A 19,164-nucleotide genomic window follows, 5' to 3' on the forward strand; every position below is an offset into this window, starting at 1 on the left:
ACGCGGTTCTCACAGACTCCATCGGGTCCGCGTTTTGCAGTAGACTGTCCGGAACGGATCGAATTGGCACGATCCGAATGCGGCGGGACCGTCGATGATCGGCGAGTTGCTTTATCATCTGCATCGGCATGTGCGCCTGGTGCTGATCGCCGGAGCGCTGATGCTCGTGCTCGGCGTGGTCCTGGTCGGCTATGAAGCGCTGCGGCTTCTGGACCAGCCGCCGGGCCGCCCGGCCGAAGCCGGGCAGGCCTTGAGCTAGATCAGTCGATCTTCAGCCGCACGAAGAGCATCGCCCCGTCGGGATCGCCGCCATACAGAGGCTCCAACGCCGTCGGCACGCGATTCATGGCATAGAGACCGCCGAGGCCGAACCGGACGTGTTCGGCGATCCGCCAGTCGCGGACAATACCGACCGACGCCTTGCCCACCGTATAGAGCGGGCCGTGACCGCCGCCGACGCCGGGAACCAGTTCATCCGTCTCGATCCGCTCGGCACGGGCGAAGACCGTCCAGCGGTCGTTGGGATGGACCGCCGTTTCCAGCAACCAGCCGTCCTTTGATTCGCCGTGATCGTTGGTCTTTCGGCCCCAGGCCAGGGTCGAGGACCACCAGCCGTCATCGCCCAGACGGCGGGTGTGGATGGCGCTGGCCGACCATTTCGTTTCGTTCTCGTCGGGCTCCAGCTGTTCCGGCGCGGAGACATCGGCGTAGGACGCCTGCAGCGACCAGTTGCCGGTCGGGTTCCAAGCAGCCCGCACCGACCAACTGTCCAGCCGTGGCGAATCGATGCCCCAGCGCTCCTCGTCCGGCTCGCGTCCCTTGAAGGCCGACGTCTCGATCTTGAAGCGGTCGCGCGCCCAGCCCAGAGTGGTCACGCCGAAGACGATGTGGGTCGAGTCGAGCCAGTGGTGGGTGATCGGCGCCTCGGGACTGTCCATCGCGCTCATGCGGTGCATGAAGGCCGGCGGGCCGAAGGCAGGTTCGCCGGGCAGGCCAATGTAGCCATAGACGCTGTCCTTGTCGGACAGTCGTTTCGAATAGCTGGCCGACAGCTCCATGAAGAGATCGTGCGGATGCTGTCGATCGACCAGCGGATTGACCCCGTCCGCCGTCTCGCCCGCCGCGAGAAGCAGCGGATAGCCGGATTTGCCCATCAACGGGTCCGGGCTGAGCATTGCGCGCAAGTTCAGCTTTGAACCGTCGTCGAAGTCACGCCGCGCTGAGGTCATCAGCATGCCGGCGACGAAGGTCTTGTCGCCGCCGCGCGGTCCGGACTGGGTGTCATAGACCAGGTTCAGCATGGCGTGGGTCATCACCATCCAGTCGCCACGGACGGTGTGGATGCCGCCGTGCTCGCCCGCATCGGGTTGCCAGGCGGTGCCTGAGGCGTCGCGGTTGATGGGCCAGGGTCCATACGGGCTGGTCATCGTGTGACCCATGCTGGCGTGATCGGTCATCGGTTCGGCGGATGACATGGGCATGTCGTGACCCGCGTGCGGATCGGCAGTGGGCTTGCTCGACGCATGGTGAGAGTGATCCTGCGCCGCCGCGGCCTGAGCTAGGGCGAGCAGGGAAGCGCCGGCGCAGGCGCCGACGAGAGTACGGATAGCCATTCAAGGCCTCCTCTGATGATCGTGACGGAGTGCGCCTTGCGAGAGGCGCAAGGTGTGTCAGACGATCAGCAGGCGGGGTGGTCCGGGTTCGGGCGCCAGCAGTTGACCGGCCGGCAAGGCGGCCGGAACCGCGGCGATGCGCGACGGCGCCAGGGTTGGACCGGAAACCGGCGCGGGGTCCAGCGTCGGTGCCGCGACGCAGGCGACGCAGCAGACCATCGCCTTCATGGCCTTTGGCGCATGGCTCGGCGTCTGATTGGGATAAGACTGACCCGTCTCATGGCAGGGCGCAGCGGTCGCCGGCGACGCCGAGGCGCCGACCGCGCCGAGCGCCAGCACCGACAGGGCACCGATCAGCAACAACAGGGATTGAACGATCTTCACGGCGTCAGGATAGGCGTCGGGTGATGACGCCGCAATGCGTCAGCGCAGCGGCTTTTTGTCGACAAGCGGCAGGCCCGCCGCGTCGGGCGCTGTGGCGCCGCCATTGCCCAGCGCGCGCTGCATGAACACCACGTCGCGCCAGTCGTCGTGCTTCCAGCCGGCCGCCTTGAACACGCCGGCGTCGGTGAAGCCCCGCGTGCGGTGCAGGGCGATTGAGCCGACGTTCTCCGCATCACCGATGACCGCGACCATCTGACGAAGACCCATCACTTCGCAGCGGGCGATCAGCGCATCGAGCAGGGCGCCCGCGACGCCGCGCCCCCTGGCCCAAGGCGCGACGTAGATCGAGTCCTCGACCATGTAGCGATAGGCCTGACGCGTACGAAACGGCCCGGCATAGGCGTATCCGGCGACTCCGCCGTCGATCTCGACCACAAGGCGCGGCAGACCGAGGGCTTCGACGGCGGCGAACCGCGAGGCCATTTCGACCTCGTCGGGCGCCTCCAGCTCGAAAGTGCCGCGCCCGTTGGCGACGCTTTCGGCATAGATGGCCGTGATCGCCGCAATGTCGTCGGGACGGGCGTCGCGAACCATCAGCGCGCTCACGCGGGCTCCCAGCCCTTGTCGATAGCCCAGACGGCGAAGGCGTAGTCGTGGGCGACTTCCTTCAGATAGTCGAACCGTCCGGCCGCGCCGCCGTGACCGGCCTCCATGTTGATCTTCAGCAGCACCGGCTTGCCCGAGGTGGTGGCGGGTCGCAGCTTGGCCACCCACTTCTCCGGCTCCCAGTAGGTGACGCGCGGATCGGACAGGCCCCCCGTCGCCAGCACCGCCGGATAGGCTTTCGGCTCGACCTGATCGTAGGGGCTGTAGCTCATCATGTAATCGTAGGCGGCCGGGTCCTCGATCGGATTGCCCCACTCGGGCCATTCGGGCGGCGTCAGCGGCAGGGAGGTGTCCGACATGGTGTTGATCACGTCCACGAACGGCACCTGACCGATGATCCCGGCCCAAAGGTCGGGCCGCATATTGTTGACCGCGCCCATCAGCAGACCGCCCGCCGATCCGCCCTGGGCCACGATTTTTCCGGCCGTGGCGTAGTTCTTGTCGATCAGGTGTTCGGCGGAAGCGATGAAGTCGGTGAAGGTGTTCTTCTTCGTCATCTTCCGGGCGTCGAGGAACCAGCCCCAACCCTTGTCGGACCCGCCACGAATATGGGCTATGGCGTAGATCCAGCCGCGGTCCACCAGCGACAGTCGGTTGGTCGAGAAACTGGCCGGCATGGGGATGCCGTAGGACCCGTATCCGTAGAGCAGCAGGGGCGCCGAACCGTCGACGGGCGTCGATTTGCGACGCAGCACCGTCACCGGCACCAGCTGACCATCGGCTGCCGGGGCGTTCAGCCGTTCGACCACATAATCTTCGATATTGTGACCGGACGGAATCTGCTGCGTCTTGCGCAGGGTCCGCTCGCGCGACGCCATGTCGTAGTCGAACGTTTGCGTCGGCGTGGACGGCGAGTTGTAGGTGTAGCGGGTGGTCGTCGTCTCGTATTCGGAGGCGCCGGCCAGCGACAGGGCGAAGGCCGGTTCGTCCACCGCGATCTCATGCTCGGCGCCGGCCCGGTCGCGGATGATGATGCGCGTATTGGCGTCTGCACGTTCCTGACGCGCCAGATGGGCGTTGGTCAGGTCCAGACCTTCGATGAAGCGGCCCGGCGTGTGCGGCACCAGATCGGTCCAGTTCGCCTTGGCCGGCGTCGCGGTCGGAGCCTGGACGATCTTGAAATCGATGGCCTCGTCCGCATTCGTGCGGATCACCCAGCGGTCGCCCCAGTGATCGACGTCATAGCGGGTCGCGACCACGCGCGGCTCCAGCACGACGGGTTCGGCCGTCGGCGTGGCGGCGGGAATGTAGCGCGCCTCCGACGTTTCCTGGTTCTGGATGCCGATGACGATGAACTGGTCGTCGGCCGTGCGGCCCACGCCGATGAACATGCCGTCGTCGTCTTCCTCATAGACCAGGGTGGTCTCGCCGCCGCGCGCCGGGCGACGGAAGATCTTGTCCGGACGGCCGTTATCGTCGCGGTTGGTCCAGAAGATCCACTGGCTGTCCGGCGAGAAAACGAAGTCGCCGGTGGCGCTGTCGATCACCTCGGGCAGCACCTCGCCGGTGGCCAGATCCTTGACGTAAATCTTGTGGACCTCGGAACCCTGGGCGTCCTCGGCATAGGCGAACAGGATATGATCCGGGCTGTGGCTTGCGGCCGACACTTCCGAATAGGCCTTGCCCTTGGCCAGTTCGTTGGCGTCAAGCAGCAGCTGAGGTGTGGGGGCCATGACGAAGTTTTTCGTCACCGGCTGACCATCGACCATCCAGGTGCCCTGACGCTCGACGCGCATGTAGCGGGGGTGCTGATCGCCGGTCTGGTATTCGACATAGTAGTTCCAGCCGCCGTCCGGCGCGGGAACCGAGCTGTCGTCTTCCTTGATGCGGCCGCGCATCTCCGCGAACATCGTCTCCTGCAAGGGCAGGGTGGAGGCCATCATGGCCTCGCGGTAGGCGTTCTCGGCGGTCAGGTGCTCCTTGACCTCGGCCTTGATCAGGGTCGGATCGCGCAGGACCGCCTGCCAATTGTCGTCCTTCATCCACTGATAGTCGTCGGTCCGGGTGCGGCCCAGTTGTTCGATGACGACAGGGATTTTCTTGGCGACGGGCGGCTGAGGCATGGGGGATCCGGTGGACTGACGGGCGAGCGCGGGGGAGGCCGAGACGGCGAGGGCGGTCGCCGCCGTGGACATGATCAGTTGCCGACGATTCATCGGACGCTCCCTGCTTGTTTGAAGGGCGGACCTTGAAGGTCCGGCCCCCTCTACGTCAAACGGAGAAACGCCGAGCCGATCATCCGGCCAGCGCGTCCACCGTCATCCGCCGCAGCAGGTCGCCGCCCTGACCCACGGCAGCCAGTCGGCTGGAGACGTGGCCCAGCACATTGGCGGCATAGACTTCGTAGAGGTCCAGCTTGCCCTGCAGCCAAACCGGATCGCCGTCGTTGGCGTCCAGCTTCGCCTTGGCGGCAAGCGCGCCTTTGGCCAGCATCCAGCCGCCGGCCACATCACCCAGCAGTTTCAGATAGGCGTCGGCCGCCGCCAGCACATCCGCCGCGGCGTTCGGATCGGCCTTCTGATCCAGCAGCCACAGGGTCGCGTCCTCGACCGCCTCGATGGCGGTGGCGAACCGTTCGACCGGCTTGCCGCTGTAGAGCTTGCCGAGATCGACCAGCGTCGCCTTCATGTCCGCGATCAGCGCCTTGGCTGCATCGCCGCCGTCCATCGACAGTTTGCGACCGACCAGATCCATGGCCTGAATGCCGTTGGTGCCTTCGTAGATCGGGGCGATGCGGGCGTCGCGATAGTATTGCGCCGCGCCGGTCTCCTCGATGAAGCCCATGCCGCCATGGATCTGGACGCCCATCGAGGCGACCTCGCAGCCGATATCGGTGGACCAGGCCTTGGCGATCGGGGTGAACAGGTCCTCGCGTCCCTTCCAGCGGCGGCGTTCCTCCTCGGTCCCGGCGTGGCGGGCCAGATCGGCGGCCACGCCGGTCGACAGGCAAACGGCGCGCGCCGCCGAAATCTTGGCCTTCATGACGCTGAGCATGCGGCGCACGTCGGGATGGTCAAAGATCGGGGCGTTGGCCTCGCCGGTCCAGACCGAGCGACCCTGACGGCGGTCCAAGGCATAGGCGAGGGCGTGCTGATAGGCGCGTTCGGCGATGCCGACGCCTTCGACGCCGACGGCCAGGCGCGCCGCGTTCATCATCACGAACATATGGGCCAGGCCCTGGTTCGGCTGACCGACCAACTCCGCGGTCGCCCCTTCATAGCTCATGACGCAGGTCGGAGAGGCGTGGATGCCCAGCTTGTGCTCGACGCCGACCGGGCGGAAGGCGTTGCGGTCGCCCAGCGTGCCGTCTTCCTTCACCGCAAACTTCGACGCCAGGAACAGGCTGATGCCCTTGGGGCCCTTGGGCGCGTCCGGCAGGCGGGCCAGCACCAGATGGACGATGTTGTCGGTCGCGTCGTGGTCGCCCCAGGTGATGTAAATCTTCTGCCCGTTCAGCGCATATGTCCCGTCGCCGTTCGGCGTCGCTGTGGTGATCAGCGAACCAAGGTCCGATCCGGCGCCCGGCTCGGTCAGCACCATGGCGCCGGTCCATTCACCGCTGACCAGCTTGGTCAGATATTTGGCCTTCTGCTCTTCCGTTCCGACCTGCTCCAGCGCCTCGATCGAGGCCAGCGACAGCATGGGGCACAGGCCGAACGCCATGTTGGCGGCATGGACGGTCTCATAAGCCGCCAGTTCCAGCGCCTTGGGCAGGGCCTGTCCGCCGGCTTCGGTCGAGGCCGACAGCCCGGTCCAGCCGCCGGCCGCGAACTGGCGATAGGCGTCGGCGAAGCCAGGCGCGGCGGTGACGGCGCCGTTGGCGTAGGTCGAGCCCTTCTGATCCCCAATCCGGTTTAGCGGCGCCAGCACCTCTTCGGAGAACTGTCCCGCCGCCTCCAGAACGGCGCCGGCGACATCGGCGTCATAGTCGGGAAAGGCGCCGGTTGCGGCCACGTCGGCCATGCCGGCGACGGATTCCAGAGTGAAGGCCAGGTCTCGAACGGGCGCGCGATAGGTCATGGGTTTCCTCAATCGTCTTTGCGGCCTAAGTGCCGCGTCGGGGCCTGTCGCTGCAAGCGTCTTGGCGACGCGCCCCGTCTCAGTGCAAAGTGGCTGAATGCATGGTGACGCCGTGCCGTCGCGGAAGGGAAGACATGGGCGAGCCCCGCAATCGATATTCGGTCGTTTCCCTGATGATGCATTGGGGCATCGCCGCCGCCGTTCTGGCGCAGGTGCTGCTGATCACGGCGCATGAGAATACAGAAGGTCCGATTTCGGGCCAGTTCGTCATGCTGCACAAGTCGCTGGGTCTGACGATCCTGGTGCTGACCCTTGCGCGGATCGGATGGCGCCTGGCGCACCCGGCGATTCCTTTGCCGTCGGCCTTGCCGCGCTGGCAGAAGGTGGCGGCGCGCGCGACGCACGTCCTATTCTATCTGGCTCTGATCGTCATTCCGATGACCGGTTGGCTCGCATCATCGGCGGGCGGGCGCGCGATCGAGTGGTTCGGCCTCTTCTCCTGGCCCCTCTTGCCCGTCAGCGGCGGGCGTGAAGCGGCGCGCGGCCTGATGGGGCTGCACGAACTGGCGGTGAAGGGGCTCTATCTCTTGATCGCCCTGCATGTGATCGCGGCGCTCAAGCATCAGTTCATTGATCGGGACAATGTGCTGCACCGGATGATCCCGATCATCCCGCGCCGACCGTGAACCAAACGCCGCTGCAAGCCGCACAGGCGCTGGCGAACGGCGATCTGATCCTGCTGCCGACCGAGACCGTTTATGGACTGGGCGCCGACGCGAGCAGTGCCGAGGCGGTCGCCGCCATCTTCGCCGCGAAAGGGCGACCGAAGTTCAATCCGCTGATTTCTCATGTCGTCGATGCCGATGCGGCGGCCCAGATTGGGGAGTTGGGTCCGCTCGGACTTGCCTTGGCGGACGCCTTCTGGCCCGGGCCCTTCACCCTGATCACGCCAATCTTGGACATGCGCAGCGTCTGCGATTTGGCGCGCGCCGGATTGGACAGCGTCGCGATCCGCGTTCCGGCGCATCCGGTGGCGAGGGAAGTATTGGCGGCGTTCGGCGGCCCGGTCGTGGCCCCCTCGGCCAATCGTTCCGGTCGACCGAGCCCGACGACCTTCCCCGATGCTGTCGAGGAGACGGGCTTTGCGGTCTCAGCGGCTGTCGATGGCGGACCCTGCCAGGTCGGTCTGGAAAGCACGGTCGTGTCAGTGCTGGGAGGAAGGGTCGCCTTGCTTCGTCCCGGCGCCATCACCCGGTCCGAGATCGAGGCGGTCGTCGGCGCCATTGAAGAGGGCTCAGAAGGGCATCGTTCGCCCGGGCGACTGACCCTGCACTATGCACCGGATGCTCCGGTTCGCATCGAGGCCGGCGCGGCGCGTGACGGCGAAATCCTGCTCGGCTTTGGCCCCGAAGCCGGCGAGCCACGCTGGAGCCTGAGCCCGTCGGGCGACCTGCGCGAAGCCGCCGCCAATCTGTTCCGACTGCTGCGCGAGGCCGACCGCACACGGCCGACGGGTATCGCCGTGTCGCCGATTCCGACGACGGGACTGGGTGAAGCCATCAACGACCGTCTGCGACGCGCCGCAGGCTTCGTCGGTTAGCCGAAGCGGGCCTGAAGATCGACGCTGGACTGGCGTCCGACGCTGCTCACGCACGCGTTCAACCAATCGTCAGCGGCCGCACGTCCCCGCGCCTTCAGATCGTTGAGGAAACCCCATTCGGTGTTGAACTTGGATCGTAGCGACAGGTCCGAAAGCCAGCCGTCCGCCTCAATGGCGTGCAGTCGGACGTGCCGATAAGGTCCGGCGCCGCCGCCTTTCAACTGCCCGTGTTCGATTAGTTCACCCGCCAGGGCGATGGCGCGCAGTTCTGCGACCAGCGGCGCGTTGAAGACGATCTCGTTCAGCCGATCGACGATGTCGCCTGCGCTTTTCGGCGTCTCGTCGCGCACCATCGGATTGAGTGTGATCAGCAGGACGTCGTCCGGCGTGTCGTCTCCGGTCAACGGCCACAGCGGCGGATTGGTCAGATAGCCGCCGTCCCAATAGGGCTCCCCATCGATCTCCACGGCTTGAAACAGATGGGGGAGGCAGGCCGACGCCATCAGGACATCCGCGTTGATCTCATTCGTCTGGAAAATGCGCGCTTTCGCTTGGCGCACAGCGGTGGCGGCGACGAAAAGCCGGATGTCCGAGGCCTGGACGGCGCGGAAATCGACCGAGGCCTGCAAAACCCGTTTCAGAGGATTATGGTTCAGTGGATTGAATTCATAAGGACTCATCGACATCGCCAGCGTCTCGCCCGCGCGCCAGAATGGGTTGTCCTTGATCCAGTCGGGCGTCCGCGTCGCAGTCCAGATCGCGCTGTCGCCGAAGACGTTGCGACCGCCGGACTGGTTGACCTCTCGCCAGAGCTTGTCCAACGCGGCGCGGCCATCTCCTGACGCCAGGCCTGAAACCAAGGCCGCGCCGTTCATCGCTCCCGCTGAGACGCCGGACACCGCGCGAATATCCAGACGATCGTCTTCCAACAGACGATCCAGCACGCCCCATTGGAAGGCGCCGTGTGCGCCGCCGCCCTGAAGCGCAAGGCAGATGGGCCGTCGGGCAGGAGCGGCGGGAACTGAGCCCGCCGCCTCGGCGGTCTTGCGCTTGAAAATCGCCATGACCGCCGCCTTCCTTTGCTACTGCGCGGTCCAGCCGCCGTCGATGGAGAAGCTGGCCCCGTTGGCCGAGGCGCCGAGGTCGCTGACCAGGTAAAGGAAGATGCCGGTCAACTCCTCCGTCGTGACGAACCGCTTTGTCGGCTGGGCCGCCAGGATCACGTCCGTCAGCACCTGCTCCTCGGTCATGTTTCTCGTACGGGCCTGATCCGCGATCTGCTTGGTCACGATCGGCGTCTCGACAAAGCCGGGGCAGATGGCGTTGCAGGTGATGTTGTCGCGCGCCAGTTCCAGCGCTGCGGTTTTGGTGAAGCCGATTACGCCGTGCTTTGCCGCGACATAGGCGGACTTGAACGGACTGGCCACCAGACCGTGCGCAGAGGCCATGTTGACAATCCGGCCGCGCCCCTGCGCCTTCATGATCGGGATCGCCGCGCGCGTGGCGTAAAAGGCCGACGACAGGTTGATGGCGATGATCTTTTCCCACTGATCGGTGGGGAAGCTCTCGACGGATTCGACGTGCTGGATGCCGGCGTTGTTGACCAGAATGTCCAGGCGTCCCAGTTCGCGTTCAGCGAAGGCGATCATGTCGGCGATTTCGTCACCGCGCGTCATGTCCGCCGGATGATAGAGGACGCGAACGCCGGATGAGGCCTCCAGATCGGCGCGGGTGCGCTCGATCTCCGCGGGGTCGCCCAGGCCGTTCAGAACGACTTCACCGCCGCCTGCCGCCACGGCGCGCGCGAGAGCCAGCCCGATGCCGGAGGTCGAGCCCGTGATGACCGCGACCTGCCCTTTCAGATCGCCGATACCGCGAGCCGCCCTACTGTCAGCGCCCGTGGAGTCCTTAGGCTCTTGCGACATGAATCCGCCCCTTCGTTTGTTTTGGCGAGATTAGCGGGAGGTCGATGTCGGGATCAAGAATTTCCCGATCTGATGAATATCCACTCGGCGTCGGTCGAGGCGGCCTTGTCGAACGCATAACCGTCGCGGTCGAAAGCCTTCAGGTCGGCGACCCGTTCCACGCGTTCGTCGATCGCGAACCGCGCCATCGCCCCGCGCGCCTTCTTGGCGAAGAAGGAGATGATACGGCTCTCGCCATTCTTCTCTTCCCGGAACTGGGGCGTGACGACAGGCAGTTTCAGAGCCTTTGCATCGACGGCCCCGAAATATTCCTGGCTGGCCAAGTTTACCAGCGTCGGATCCGGCTGGCCTTCGGCGTCTTCGTTCAGTTGTTTAGAAATCCGGTCGCCCCAGAAGTCGTACAGGCTGGCTCCGCGACGCGTCTTCAGCCGCGTGCCCATCTCCAGCCGATAGGGTTGAATCCGGTCCAACGGACGCAGCAGGCCATAAAAGCCGGACAGAATGCGCAAATGATCCTGGGCGAACGCCAAACCATCGGCGTTCAGTTCGCGCGCTTTCAAACCCTCATACACATCGCCAGCGAAGGCGAAGGCCGCCTGAACGCCGTCTGTGGATTCAGGATCGAAAGCCTTGAAGCGCGCGGCGTTCAGGGTCGCCAGATCGTCGGAAATCCCCATCAGACGACGCAGATCCGCCTTGGTCTGGCGCTTGGCGGTCTTGGACAGGCTGGCTGTATCTTCGACGAACCGGCGGTCGCTGCCGGGTATGGCCGCATCGGCTTGGGTGAAATCGAGGCGCTTGGCCGGGGAAAGAACAATCAGCAAGACGCGGCTCCGTAATGTCGCCGCCCACATAGGATGCTTCGATGACGATTTGAACCGGCTGCGGCGAAGGGCGCCTCAGGCGTCGCGGCGTGACCAGCCGAGCTTGCCGAGGGTTTCCATCGGGCGGAAGTCGGCCTTGTAATCCATCTTGGCCGAGCCTTGGACCCAATAACCGAGATAGACGAATGGCAGGCCGACGATGGCGGCCTGGCGCACATGATCCAGGATGGCGAACCGGCCCAGGCTGCGCCGCTCCATCGTCGGATCATAGAAGCTGTAGACCATCGACAGCCCGTCTTTCAGCAGATCCGTAAGGGTTACGGCGACCAGATCGCCCGGTCCGCCATCGGTGGAGGGCAGACGGTATTCGATCAGATGGGTTCGCACGGCCGTATCCTCGACCATGGCGACGTAATCCAGCCAGCCCATGTCGCTCATGCCGCCGGTCGGATGGCGCGTGGTCAGGTAGCGGCGCAGAAGCTGGAACTGTTCGGTCGTCGCCTCCGCTTCGACCAGGTCGCGCGACAGGTCGGCGTTGCGGGCCAGCACCTTGCGCTGCGAACGGGTGAAGGCGAACTCCGGCACCGGCAGCCGCACCGAAACGCAGGCGTCACAGGCCTCGCATGCCGGGCGATAGGCGATGTTCTGGCTGCGGCGAAAACCGGCCAGCGTCAGTTCGTCATTGACGTGCACGCCGTCCGAGAAGGGGAGGTTGGCGAAGACCTTCCGCTCCGTCTTGCCCGGCAGATAGGGGCAGGGCGCGACCGAGGTCATGAAGAAGCGAAGCTGTCGGGTCGGTACGTGCTGGGTCACGGCCTCAGGTCCGCATCCGATCTTGCCAATATTGCGACGACACAACGCTCATCGCGCGATTTGGCGTCATCCGTGCTACGGCTGCAAGCCTGTTCGCGTTGCAGCCGAGCCGCGTCACAGCGAGGTGTCCGACGGCAGGACCGGCGCCTCTCGCAACAGCACGATGGCGATGCGGCGGTTGCCGGCCAGGGTCGGATCGTCCGGATAGAGCGGGTCTGACCCCGCCTTGCCCGCCACCGAATAGACCCGGTCGGGATCGACGCCCGAACCTTGCAGCACCAGACGCGAGCCGTTGGCGCGCTCGGACGACAGGGTCCAGTCCGCAGGGGCGCTGGCGCGGCTGGAGCCGGGCGCCGCGCTGGTGTGTCCGGTGATTGAGATGCGGTTCGGCAACTGGTTGATCACCTTGGCCACGGCGCGCAGCAGCACCTGGGCGCGGGCATTCGGGCGCGCAGAGTTGTTGTCGAACATCGACCGGCCTTCCTGATCGACCAGCTGGATGCGCAGCCCCTCGGGCGTCTGGTCCACGATCAGCTGTTTCGACAGTTCGGCCAGTTCCGGCATCGACTGCATGGCCTGCCGCAGTGATTCGGCGGCGCTGGCGAACTCGGCGGCCTCGCGCTTCTGGATCTCGGCCTGGAGAGCCGAGTCGCTGGCGGACGACAGGCTGGAGCCCGTCTGATCGGTCGCGGGCGCCTCGGGCGCCAGTTCTTCCAGAACCGACTGCGAGCCGGCGCTCTTGACGCCATCGTCGCCCAGCGATGTGCCGCCCAGAATGCCGCCGGAACCCGACGTCGTCTCGGACACGCTGGCGGGCGCGAAATATTCGGCGATGCCGCGCTTCTGCTCCGGGTCGGTGGTGTTGATCAGCCACATCAGCAGGAAGAAGGCCATCATGGCGGTCACGAAGTCCGCATAGGCCACCTTCCACGCACCGCCGTGGTGGCCTCCGCCGGAGACCTTCTTGACCTTCTTGATGAGGATCGGACGATCGCTCACGGACATGGACGCGTACCCTGACGAATGGTGTCCCATTGTGGGCTGGCCAAGGTTAACCGGGCGTTGACCTTGAACCCCGGCGCGGCGCGGCCTAGTCCGACGGCAGGATCAAGGAGCCTGTCATGAAGATCGCATTCGCCGGCCTGGGCGTCATGGGCGCCCCGATGGCCCGTCATCTGATCGAGGCGGGCCACGACGTGACCGGCTTCAATCGTACTGCGTCAAAGGCCGAGGCCTGGGCAGAGGCGACGGGCGGCAAGGCGGCGGCGACGGTGGCTGAGGCGGCGCGGGGCGTCGACCTGTTCATCCTGTGCGTCGGCAATGACGAGGACGTGCGCGCCGTCGTGACAGAGGCCTTGCCGCATCTGTCGAAGGCCGCCGTGATCGTCGATCACACCACGACATCGGCCAAGGTGGCGCGCGAAATGGCCGAACTGGCGAACGGGCAGGGCAGGTCGTTCATCGACGCGCCGGTGTCGGGCGGCCAGGCTGGCGCCGAAAACGGACAACTCAGCGTCATGGCCGGCGGGGACGCCGCCGCCCTGTCGAGGGTCGAGCCCGTGCTGAAGGCCTATTCCAAGGCCATCAAACATATGGGACCGGCCGGGTCAGGCCAGCTGACGAAGATGGTCAACCAGATCGCCATCGCCGGCGTCGTCCAAGGCTTGGCCGAGGCCGTCCACTTCGCCCAGGTCGCGGGACTGGACACCGACGCCGCCTATGAGGCCGTGTCCAAGGGCGCCGCGCAAAGCTGGCAGATGGACAATCGCTGGAAGACGGCGGCCAAGGGCGAGTTCGACTTCGGCTTCGCCGTAGACTGGATGCGCAAGGACCTGGGTCTGGTGCTGGACGAGGCGCGCACGAACGGCGCGCGCCTGTCCCTGACGGCCCTGGTCGATCAGTTCTACGCCGAGGTTCAGGCCATGGGCGGAAACCGCTGGGACACGTCCAGCCTGGCGGCGCGACTGCAACCCCGCGACTGACGCCTAGAGCCGGCGGTGCATGATGTGCAGGCCGACCGGGCCGTGCGTCGGGTGATCGAACGCATCAGGAACCGTGCCGACGATTTCGAAGCCCAGCTTCTTCCAAAGGGCGACGGCCACGGTATTGGTCTCGACCACGGCGTTGAACTGCATGGATCGAAAGCCGGCATCCCGCGCGAAAGCAAGCGCGGCTTCGCCCAAACTGCGGGCCACGCCGCGCCCGCGCGCTTCGGGCGCCACCATGAAGCTGCCGTTGGCCACGTGGGCGCCGTTTCCCTGCTGGTTCGGAATGATCTTGGCGGCGCCCAGCACCTGGCCGTTCTCAACCGCCACCAAGGCTCCGCCGGGCGCCGGCGGCGTCCACAGGAGGCGCGCCTGATCCTCGGTCATGTCCAACGGATAGGTATAGGTCTCGCCCGCGCGGGTGACGGTCTCGATGATCGGCCAAAGGCCCGGCCAGTCGGCCTCCGTGATCGGCCGAATCTTCACGCCCATCAGCCCAGCAGCCGCGCGGCCTGCGGTGCGAAATAGGTCAGCACGCCCGCGCAACCCGCGCGCTTGAACCCGTGCAGGGTTTCAAGGATCGCACGGTCCTGGTCCAGCCAGCCATTGGCGATGGACGCCTGCATCATCGAATATTCGCCCGACACCTGATAGGCGAAGGTCGGCACGCAGAAGGTCTCGGACACGCGCCGGACGATATCCAGATACGGCATGCCCGGCTTGACCATCACCGCATCGGCGCCTTCTGACAGATCCATCGCCACCTCCTTCAGCGCCTCGTCGGAGTTGGCGTAATCCATCTGATAGGTCTTCTTGTCGCCCTTCAGCATCGCCGAGGAGCCCACGGCGTCGCGATAGGGGCCGTAGAAGGCCGAGGCGAACTTGGCGGCGTAGGACAGGATCAGCGTGTCCTGAAACCCGTTCGCCTCCAGCGCCTCGCGCACCGCCTGGATGCGGCCATCCATCATGTCCGACGGGGCCACGACATCGGCGCCGGCGTGGGCGTGGATGAAGGCCTGTTCGGCCAGGCGGTCCAGGCTAGCGTCGTTAGCGATGCGGTCGCCCTCCATCACCCCGTCGTGGCCGTGGTCGGTGTAGCAGTCCAGGGCGACGTCGGTCATGACGCCGATCTCGGGCGCGGCGTCCTTGATCGCCTTGATGCAGTCGGGGATCAGGCCGTCGGGGTCGGTTGCGCCGGTGCCGACCGCATCCTTGATCGCGCCGTCGACATTAGGAAACAGGGCCACCATCGGAATGCCGAGGTCGCGCGCCTCGACCGCCGCCGCCGCCGCCGCCTTGGGCGAAAGCCGAAACACGCCGGGCATGGAGGCGACCGGGACGCGATCCTCGGCGCCGTCATGGACGATCAACGGCCAGATCAGATCGGCCGGCGTCAGGGTCGTTTCCGCCACCAGCCGCCGTACCCACGGGCTGGACCGCAGGCGGCGCGGACGGGCGAGCGGGAAGGGGGCGGGCTGATAGGGAAGCATGGCGAGACCTTGGAAAATCCAGCGTCGGACTAGCGCCGCAACGACCGCTGCGCAAATCGCGTGATGCGTCGGATCGTTTCGTGCGTGATGACGGCTTGCGCGGATCGGCGAAATGCGAGCCTATCTCGACAATTCGATGGAGACGATGATGATCGGGAAATTGGCGGCGGGTGCGACAGCCCTGGTTCTGGCGGCAGGTCTATCCGGCTGCATCATCATCGACTCGGACGGCGGAGAGCGGACCGTCGTCGCCCCGGCGGCCGACGCGCAGCCGGCGGGCTATTCCAGTCTCTATGCCGATGCGGTCGCCGATCCCAAGCGTCCGGCCGAAGAGGTCGCGCGTGATCCGCTGCGCCATCCGGCCGAGATTCTCGCCATCGCCCAACTCGAGCCGGGCGACAAGGTCGCCGACATTCGCCCCGGCGCCGGCTATTTCACGCGTCTGTTCTCCGACGTGGTCGGCCCGACCGGCCGCGTCTACGCCTTCGTACCTGAGCGGACGATGGCGCGCGAGAACGCCGGGGCCGATGCTCTTGTCGCCGCCTATTCGAACGTGACGCGGGTCAACGGCCTGCTGGACTCGATGACCTACGCCGAGCCGCTGGACATGATCTTCATGAGCCAGGAATACCACGACTTCCACATCCCCGGCTTCAACACCGACGTGGCCAAGATGAACGCGGCGGTGTTTGCGGCGCTCAAGCCCGGCGGCCGCTACATCCTGATCGACCATGACGCCGCGCCCGGCACGGGCATCTCGGCGGTCCAGATCCTGCACCGCATCGAAGGCGACTATCTGAAGCGCGAGGTCGAGGCGGCCGGCTTTGTCTTCGAGGGCGAGAGCCAGGCCGTCGCCAATCCCGCAGACGACCACAGCCTGAACGTCTTCGACGAGAAGATCCGCGGCAAGACAGACCAGTTCGTCTACCGCTTCCGCAAGCCGGGCTGATCAATCTCGATACTGAGAACCGTTATCAATTAAGGGTTTGGGGCGTTTTGTCCATGCGGCGGACATGGACAAGCCCGCTTCGGGAGAGCAAACAACGCAAAGACATCGCCATAAGCGAAAGAACGCGTAGTTTGTTCGACTATAAGGCCGCCTTTAATAGCTCCGTTGAGCAGGTTCGCAGCGAGGGACGCTATCGCGTCTTCGCCGATCTGAAGCGCGTGCGCGGTCAGTTTCCGCAGGCTGTGCGTCGCCGCGAGGATGGCTCCGAACAGGACGTCGTCATCTGGTGCTCCAACGACTATCTCGGCATGGGCCAGCACCCCGTCGTGCTGGACGCCATGCATAGTGAGATCGACGCGGTGGGCGCCGGCGCCGGCGGCACGCGCAACATCTCAGGCACCACGCGTTCGGCCGTCGATCTGGAAGCCGAGCTGGCCCACTGGCACCAGAAGGAAGCGGCCCTGCTGTTCACCTCGGGCTATGTCGGCAACGAGGCGACGCTGTCGACCCTGCAGAAAATCCTTCCGGGCCTGATCACCTTCTCCGATTCGCTGAACCATGCCTCGATGATCGCCGGCATCCGCCACGGCGGCGGCGAGCGTCACGTCTTCATGCACAACGATCTGGAGCATCTGGAGGCCCTGCTGGCGGCGGCGCCGGCCGATGCGCCCAAGCTGATCGCGTTTGAGAGCGTCTATTCGATGGACGGCGACATCGCCGATCTGGCCGGCACTATTGCGCTCGCAAAGAAGTACGGCGCCCTGACCTATCTGGACGAAGTCCATGCGGTTGGCCTGTATGGCGAAACCGGCGCGGGCGTCGCCGAGCGCGACGGCGTGCTGGACCAGATCGACATCATCGAATGCACCCTGGGCAAGGCGATCGGCGTGATGGGCGGCTATATCGCCGCCGACGCCATGATCATCGATGCTGTGCGCAGCTGGGCCTCGGGCTTCATCTTCACCACCTCGCTCCCGCCGGCCCTGACCGCCGGCGCCTTGGCCTCCGTGCGTCACCTGAAGGCCCATCCCGAACTGCGCGTCCAGCATCAGGAACGCGCCGCGACGCTCAAGGCCCGCTTCGCCGCCGCCGGCATCCCGGTGATGGAAAGCGAGAGCCATATCGTGCCGGTGCACGTCGGTGATCCGGTCCACTGCAAGATGATCTCGGACATGCTGCTGGACGAGTACGGCGTCTATGTTCAGCCGATCAACTATCCGACCGTGCCCAAGGGAACGGAGCGCCTGCGCTTCACGCCCTCACCGAACCACACCGACGCCATGATGGATCATCTGGTCCAGGCGATGGACAAGCTGTTCGCCCACTGCAACGTGGCGCGCCGACCCGTCGCCGCATGACGACGGGCGACGACCTCGTGGAGGTCATCGTCGAATTCACCCGCAACGGCCCCTACCTCAAATGCTCGGCCATCCACGTTGCGACGGGCCGAGAGGTCAGCGCCATGGGGCCGGTCAATGAACCCAAGTCCGTCGAACGGGTCGCGATCGCCAAGCTGCGGCGGGCTCTGGGCAAAGGCTGACCACTAGATGTTGTGGTCGCGCGCGGCTGGGGATAGATAGGCCAGCTTCTGATTTCCGGGGATTCCAGCGTGACGGCCTTCACCCACGACGCCTATTTCACCAAGACGCTCGCTGACGCCGATCCGGATGTCTTCAAGGGCGTTCAAGGCGAGCTGGGCCGTCAGCGCGAGCAGATCGAGCTGATCGCGTCCGAAAATATCGTCTCCCAGGCGGTGCTGGACGCGCAAGGGTCCGTCCTGACCAACAAATACGCCGAGGGCTATCCCGGTCGTCGCTATTACGGCGGCTGCGAGTTCGTCGACGTGACCGAGGATCTGGCGCGCGAGCGGGCCAAGCAACTGTTCGGCGCCGCCTTCGCCAACGTCCAGCCCCACTCGGGCGCCCAGGCGAACCAGGCGGTCTTCTTCACCCTGCTTCAGCCCGGCGACACCTTCCTGGGCATGGACCTGGCCTGCGGCGGACACCTGACGCACGGTTCGCCCGCGAACCAGTCGGGCAAGTGGTTCCGCCCCGTGACCTACAAGGTGCGCGAAGACACCCACCTGATCGACTATGACCACGTCGCCGAAATGGCCGAGCGTGAGAAGCCCAAGCTGATCCTGGCCGGCGCCTCGGCCTACAGCCGCCACATCGACTTCAAGCGCTTCCGAGAGATCGCCGACAATGTCGGCGCCTATCTGATGGTGGACATGGCCCACTACGCCGGCCTGATCGCCGGCGGCGCCTATCCGGACCCGATCCCGCACGCCCACGTCGTCACCACGACCACGCACAAGACCTTGCGCGGTCCGCGCGGCGGCATGATCCTCTCGAACGACGTTGATCTGGGCAAGAAGATCAACTCCGCCGTCTTCCCCGGCCTGCAAGGCGGCCCGCTGGAACACGTCATCGCCGCCAAGGCCGTGGCTTTCGGCGAGGCGCTGAAGCCCGAGTTCAAGGGCTATGCCCAGCAAGTGGTCAAGAACGCCCAGGCCCTGTCCGGCGTCCTGATCGAGCGTGGCCTGGCCATCGTCTCTGGCGGCACCGACAGTCACCTGGCGCTAGTCGACCTGCGGCCCAAGGGCGTGACCGGCAAGGCGACCGAGCATGAGCTCGAAAAAGCGCTGATGACCTGCAACAAGAACGGCGTCCCGTTCGACACCGCCCCCTTCACCGTCACCTCGGGCGTCCGCCTGGGCACCCCGGCCGGCACCACGCGCGGCTTCGGCGAGGAAGAGTTCAAGCAGATCGGTCACTGGATCGCCGACGTCGTCTCGTCGATGAACGGCGGCGACGAAGCCGATCCGGCCGTGGTTGCGGGCGTCGCGGCCCAGGTGCGAGAGTTGACGCACCGCTTCCCGATCTACGGATAACC

At 65.7% G+C, this 19,164-nt stretch carries 20 protein-coding genes; 8 read left to right on the forward strand and 12 right to left on the reverse strand.

Annotated features, from left to right (window positions below):
* The first annotated feature begins 94 nt into the window (after nt 1–94).
* A complete protein-coding gene (locus ASF81_RS15310) occupies nt 95–259 on the forward strand; it encodes a hypothetical protein (protein ID WP_200932967.1) in 165 nt (54 codons plus the stop codon).
* 1 nt (nt 260) lies between these two features.
* Here ASF81_RS15310 and ASF81_RS12915 read toward each other — a convergent pair whose 3' ends face one another.
* The 5 genes from ASF81_RS12915 to ASF81_RS12935 form a co-directional block, all read right to left on the reverse strand.
* Nucleotides 261–1,613 carry a hypothetical protein gene (locus ASF81_RS12915; protein WP_055809150.1) on the reverse strand — a complete coding sequence of 451 codons (1,353 nt, stop codon included), beginning with the start codon at nt 1,611–1,613 and terminating at the stop codon, nt 261–263.
* Between the two features lie 57 nt (nt 1,614–1,670).
* Nucleotides 1,671–1,997: a hypothetical protein gene (locus ASF81_RS12920; RefSeq protein ID WP_055809153.1), complete on the reverse strand. Its 327-nt coding sequence runs from the start codon at nt 1,995–1,997 to the stop codon at nt 1,671–1,673.
* Nucleotides 1,998–2,036: 39 nt separating this feature from the next.
* Nucleotides 2,037–2,591: a GNAT family N-acetyltransferase gene (locus ASF81_RS12925; RefSeq protein WP_055809314.1), complete on the reverse strand. Its 555-nt coding sequence runs from the start codon at nt 2,589–2,591 to the stop codon at nt 2,037–2,039.
* An 8-nt stretch (nt 2,592–2,599) separates the two neighbouring features.
* Complete coding sequence (locus ASF81_RS12930) at nt 2,600–4,819, reverse strand: S9 family peptidase (RefSeq protein WP_055809158.1); 2,220 nt, start codon at nt 4,817–4,819, stop codon at nt 2,600–2,602.
* Nucleotides 4,820–4,898: 79 nt separating this feature from the next.
* On the reverse strand, nt 4,899–6,683 hold the full coding sequence (locus ASF81_RS12935; RefSeq protein ID WP_055809159.1) for an acyl-CoA dehydrogenase: 1,785 nt from the start codon (nt 6,681–6,683) through the stop codon (nt 4,899–4,901).
* Between the two features lie 134 nt (nt 6,684–6,817).
* On the opposite strand from ASF81_RS12935, the gene ASF81_RS12940 reads away from it, so the two are divergent.
* Together ASF81_RS12940 and ASF81_RS12945 are read left to right on the forward strand one after the other, a co-directional pair.
* The gene (locus ASF81_RS12940; RefSeq protein WP_055809163.1) at nt 6,818–7,369 is read left to right on the forward strand and encodes a cytochrome b; all 552 of its coding nucleotides are present in this window, start codon (nt 6,818–6,820) and stop codon (nt 7,367–7,369) included.
* Nucleotides 7,366–8,283, forward strand: coding sequence for an L-threonylcarbamoyladenylate synthase (locus ASF81_RS12945; protein WP_055809165.1), 918 nt, complete (start codon nt 7,366–7,368; stop codon nt 8,281–8,283). Before ASF81_RS12940 ends, ASF81_RS12945 begins: the two co-directional genes overlap by 4 nt.
* On the opposite strand, the gene ASF81_RS12950 is transcribed toward ASF81_RS12945, so the two are convergent.
* The 5 genes from ASF81_RS12950 to ASF81_RS12970 all read right to left on the reverse strand — a co-directional run bounded on the left by ASF81_RS12950 (nt 8,280) and on the right by ASF81_RS12970 (nt 12,850).
* Nucleotides 8,280–9,347 (reverse strand): patatin-like phospholipase family protein, encoded by a 1,068-nt coding sequence (locus ASF81_RS12950; protein WP_082503570.1) that lies wholly within the window; start codon nt 9,345–9,347, stop codon nt 8,280–8,282. The two genes, ASF81_RS12945 and ASF81_RS12950, sit on opposite strands and share 4 nt — an antisense overlap.
* An 18-nt stretch (nt 9,348–9,365) precedes the next feature.
* The gene (locus ASF81_RS12955) at nt 9,366–10,208 is read right to left on the reverse strand and encodes a 3-hydroxybutyrate dehydrogenase (RefSeq protein ID WP_055809168.1); all 843 of its coding nucleotides are present in this window, start codon (nt 10,206–10,208) and stop codon (nt 9,366–9,368) included.
* Nucleotides 10,209–10,261: 53 nt separating this feature from the next.
* Entirely contained in the window at nt 10,262–11,032 is a 771-nt protein-coding gene (yaaA, locus tag ASF81_RS12960) for a peroxide stress protein YaaA (protein WP_055809171.1), read from the reverse strand.
* Between the two features lie 75 nt (nt 11,033–11,107).
* A complete protein-coding gene (locus ASF81_RS12965; protein WP_055809174.1) occupies nt 11,108–11,845 on the reverse strand; it encodes an arginyltransferase in 738 nt (245 codons plus the stop codon).
* A gap of 114 nt (nt 11,846–11,959) precedes the next feature.
* On the reverse strand, nt 11,960–12,850 hold the full coding sequence (locus tag ASF81_RS12970) for a flagellar motor protein MotB (protein WP_055753623.1): 891 nt from the start codon (nt 12,848–12,850) through the stop codon (nt 11,960–11,962).
* A gap of 116 nt (nt 12,851–12,966) precedes the next feature.
* On the opposite strand from ASF81_RS12970, the gene ASF81_RS12975 reads away from it, so the two are divergent.
* Nucleotides 12,967–13,827: an NAD(P)-dependent oxidoreductase gene (locus tag ASF81_RS12975; protein WP_055809177.1), complete on the forward strand. Its 861-nt coding sequence runs from the start codon at nt 12,967–12,969 to the stop codon at nt 13,825–13,827.
* Between the two features lie 3 nt (nt 13,828–13,830).
* Here ASF81_RS12975 and ASF81_RS12980 read toward each other — a convergent pair whose 3' ends face one another.
* On the reverse strand, nt 13,831–14,322 hold the full coding sequence (locus tag ASF81_RS12980) for a GNAT family N-acetyltransferase (RefSeq protein WP_055809180.1): 492 nt from the start codon (nt 14,320–14,322) through the stop codon (nt 13,831–13,833).
* Nucleotides 14,322–15,320: a porphobilinogen synthase gene (gene hemB, locus ASF81_RS12985; protein ID WP_055809183.1), complete on the reverse strand. Its 999-nt coding sequence runs from the start codon at nt 15,318–15,320 to the stop codon at nt 14,322–14,324. Before hemB ends, ASF81_RS12980 begins: the two co-directional genes overlap by 1 nt.
* A gap of 112 nt (nt 15,321–15,432) precedes the next feature.
* Between hemB and ASF81_RS12990 the strand changes: the two genes are divergently transcribed.
* From ASF81_RS12990 to glyA, 4 genes are all read left to right on the forward strand, one after another.
* Complete coding sequence (locus tag ASF81_RS12990) at nt 15,433–16,269, forward strand: class I SAM-dependent methyltransferase (protein ID WP_055809187.1); 837 nt, start codon at nt 15,433–15,435, stop codon at nt 16,267–16,269.
* 131 nt (nt 16,270–16,400) lie between these two features.
* On the forward strand, nt 16,401–17,627 hold the full coding sequence (hemA, locus tag ASF81_RS12995; RefSeq protein ID WP_055809190.1) for a 5-aminolevulinate synthase: 1,227 nt from the start codon (nt 16,401–16,403) through the stop codon (nt 17,625–17,627).
* Complete coding sequence (locus ASF81_RS13000; RefSeq protein WP_055809193.1) at nt 17,624–17,809, forward strand: hypothetical protein; 186 nt, start codon at nt 17,624–17,626, stop codon at nt 17,807–17,809. The genes hemA and ASF81_RS13000 overlap by 4 nt, the downstream gene beginning before the upstream one ends.
* Nucleotides 17,810–17,878: 69 nt before the next feature.
* Nucleotides 17,879–19,162 (forward strand): serine hydroxymethyltransferase, encoded by a 1,284-nt coding sequence (gene glyA / locus ASF81_RS13005; RefSeq protein ID WP_055809196.1) that lies wholly within the window; start codon nt 17,879–17,881, stop codon nt 19,160–19,162.
* The last annotated feature ends 2 nt before the right edge of the window (nt 19,163–19,164 follow it).

It is taken from the genome of Brevundimonas sp. Leaf168 (assembly GCF_001423685.1).
GTDB classification, from domain to species: Bacteria; Pseudomonadota; Alphaproteobacteria; order Caulobacterales; family Caulobacteraceae; genus Brevundimonas; species Brevundimonas vesicularis_C.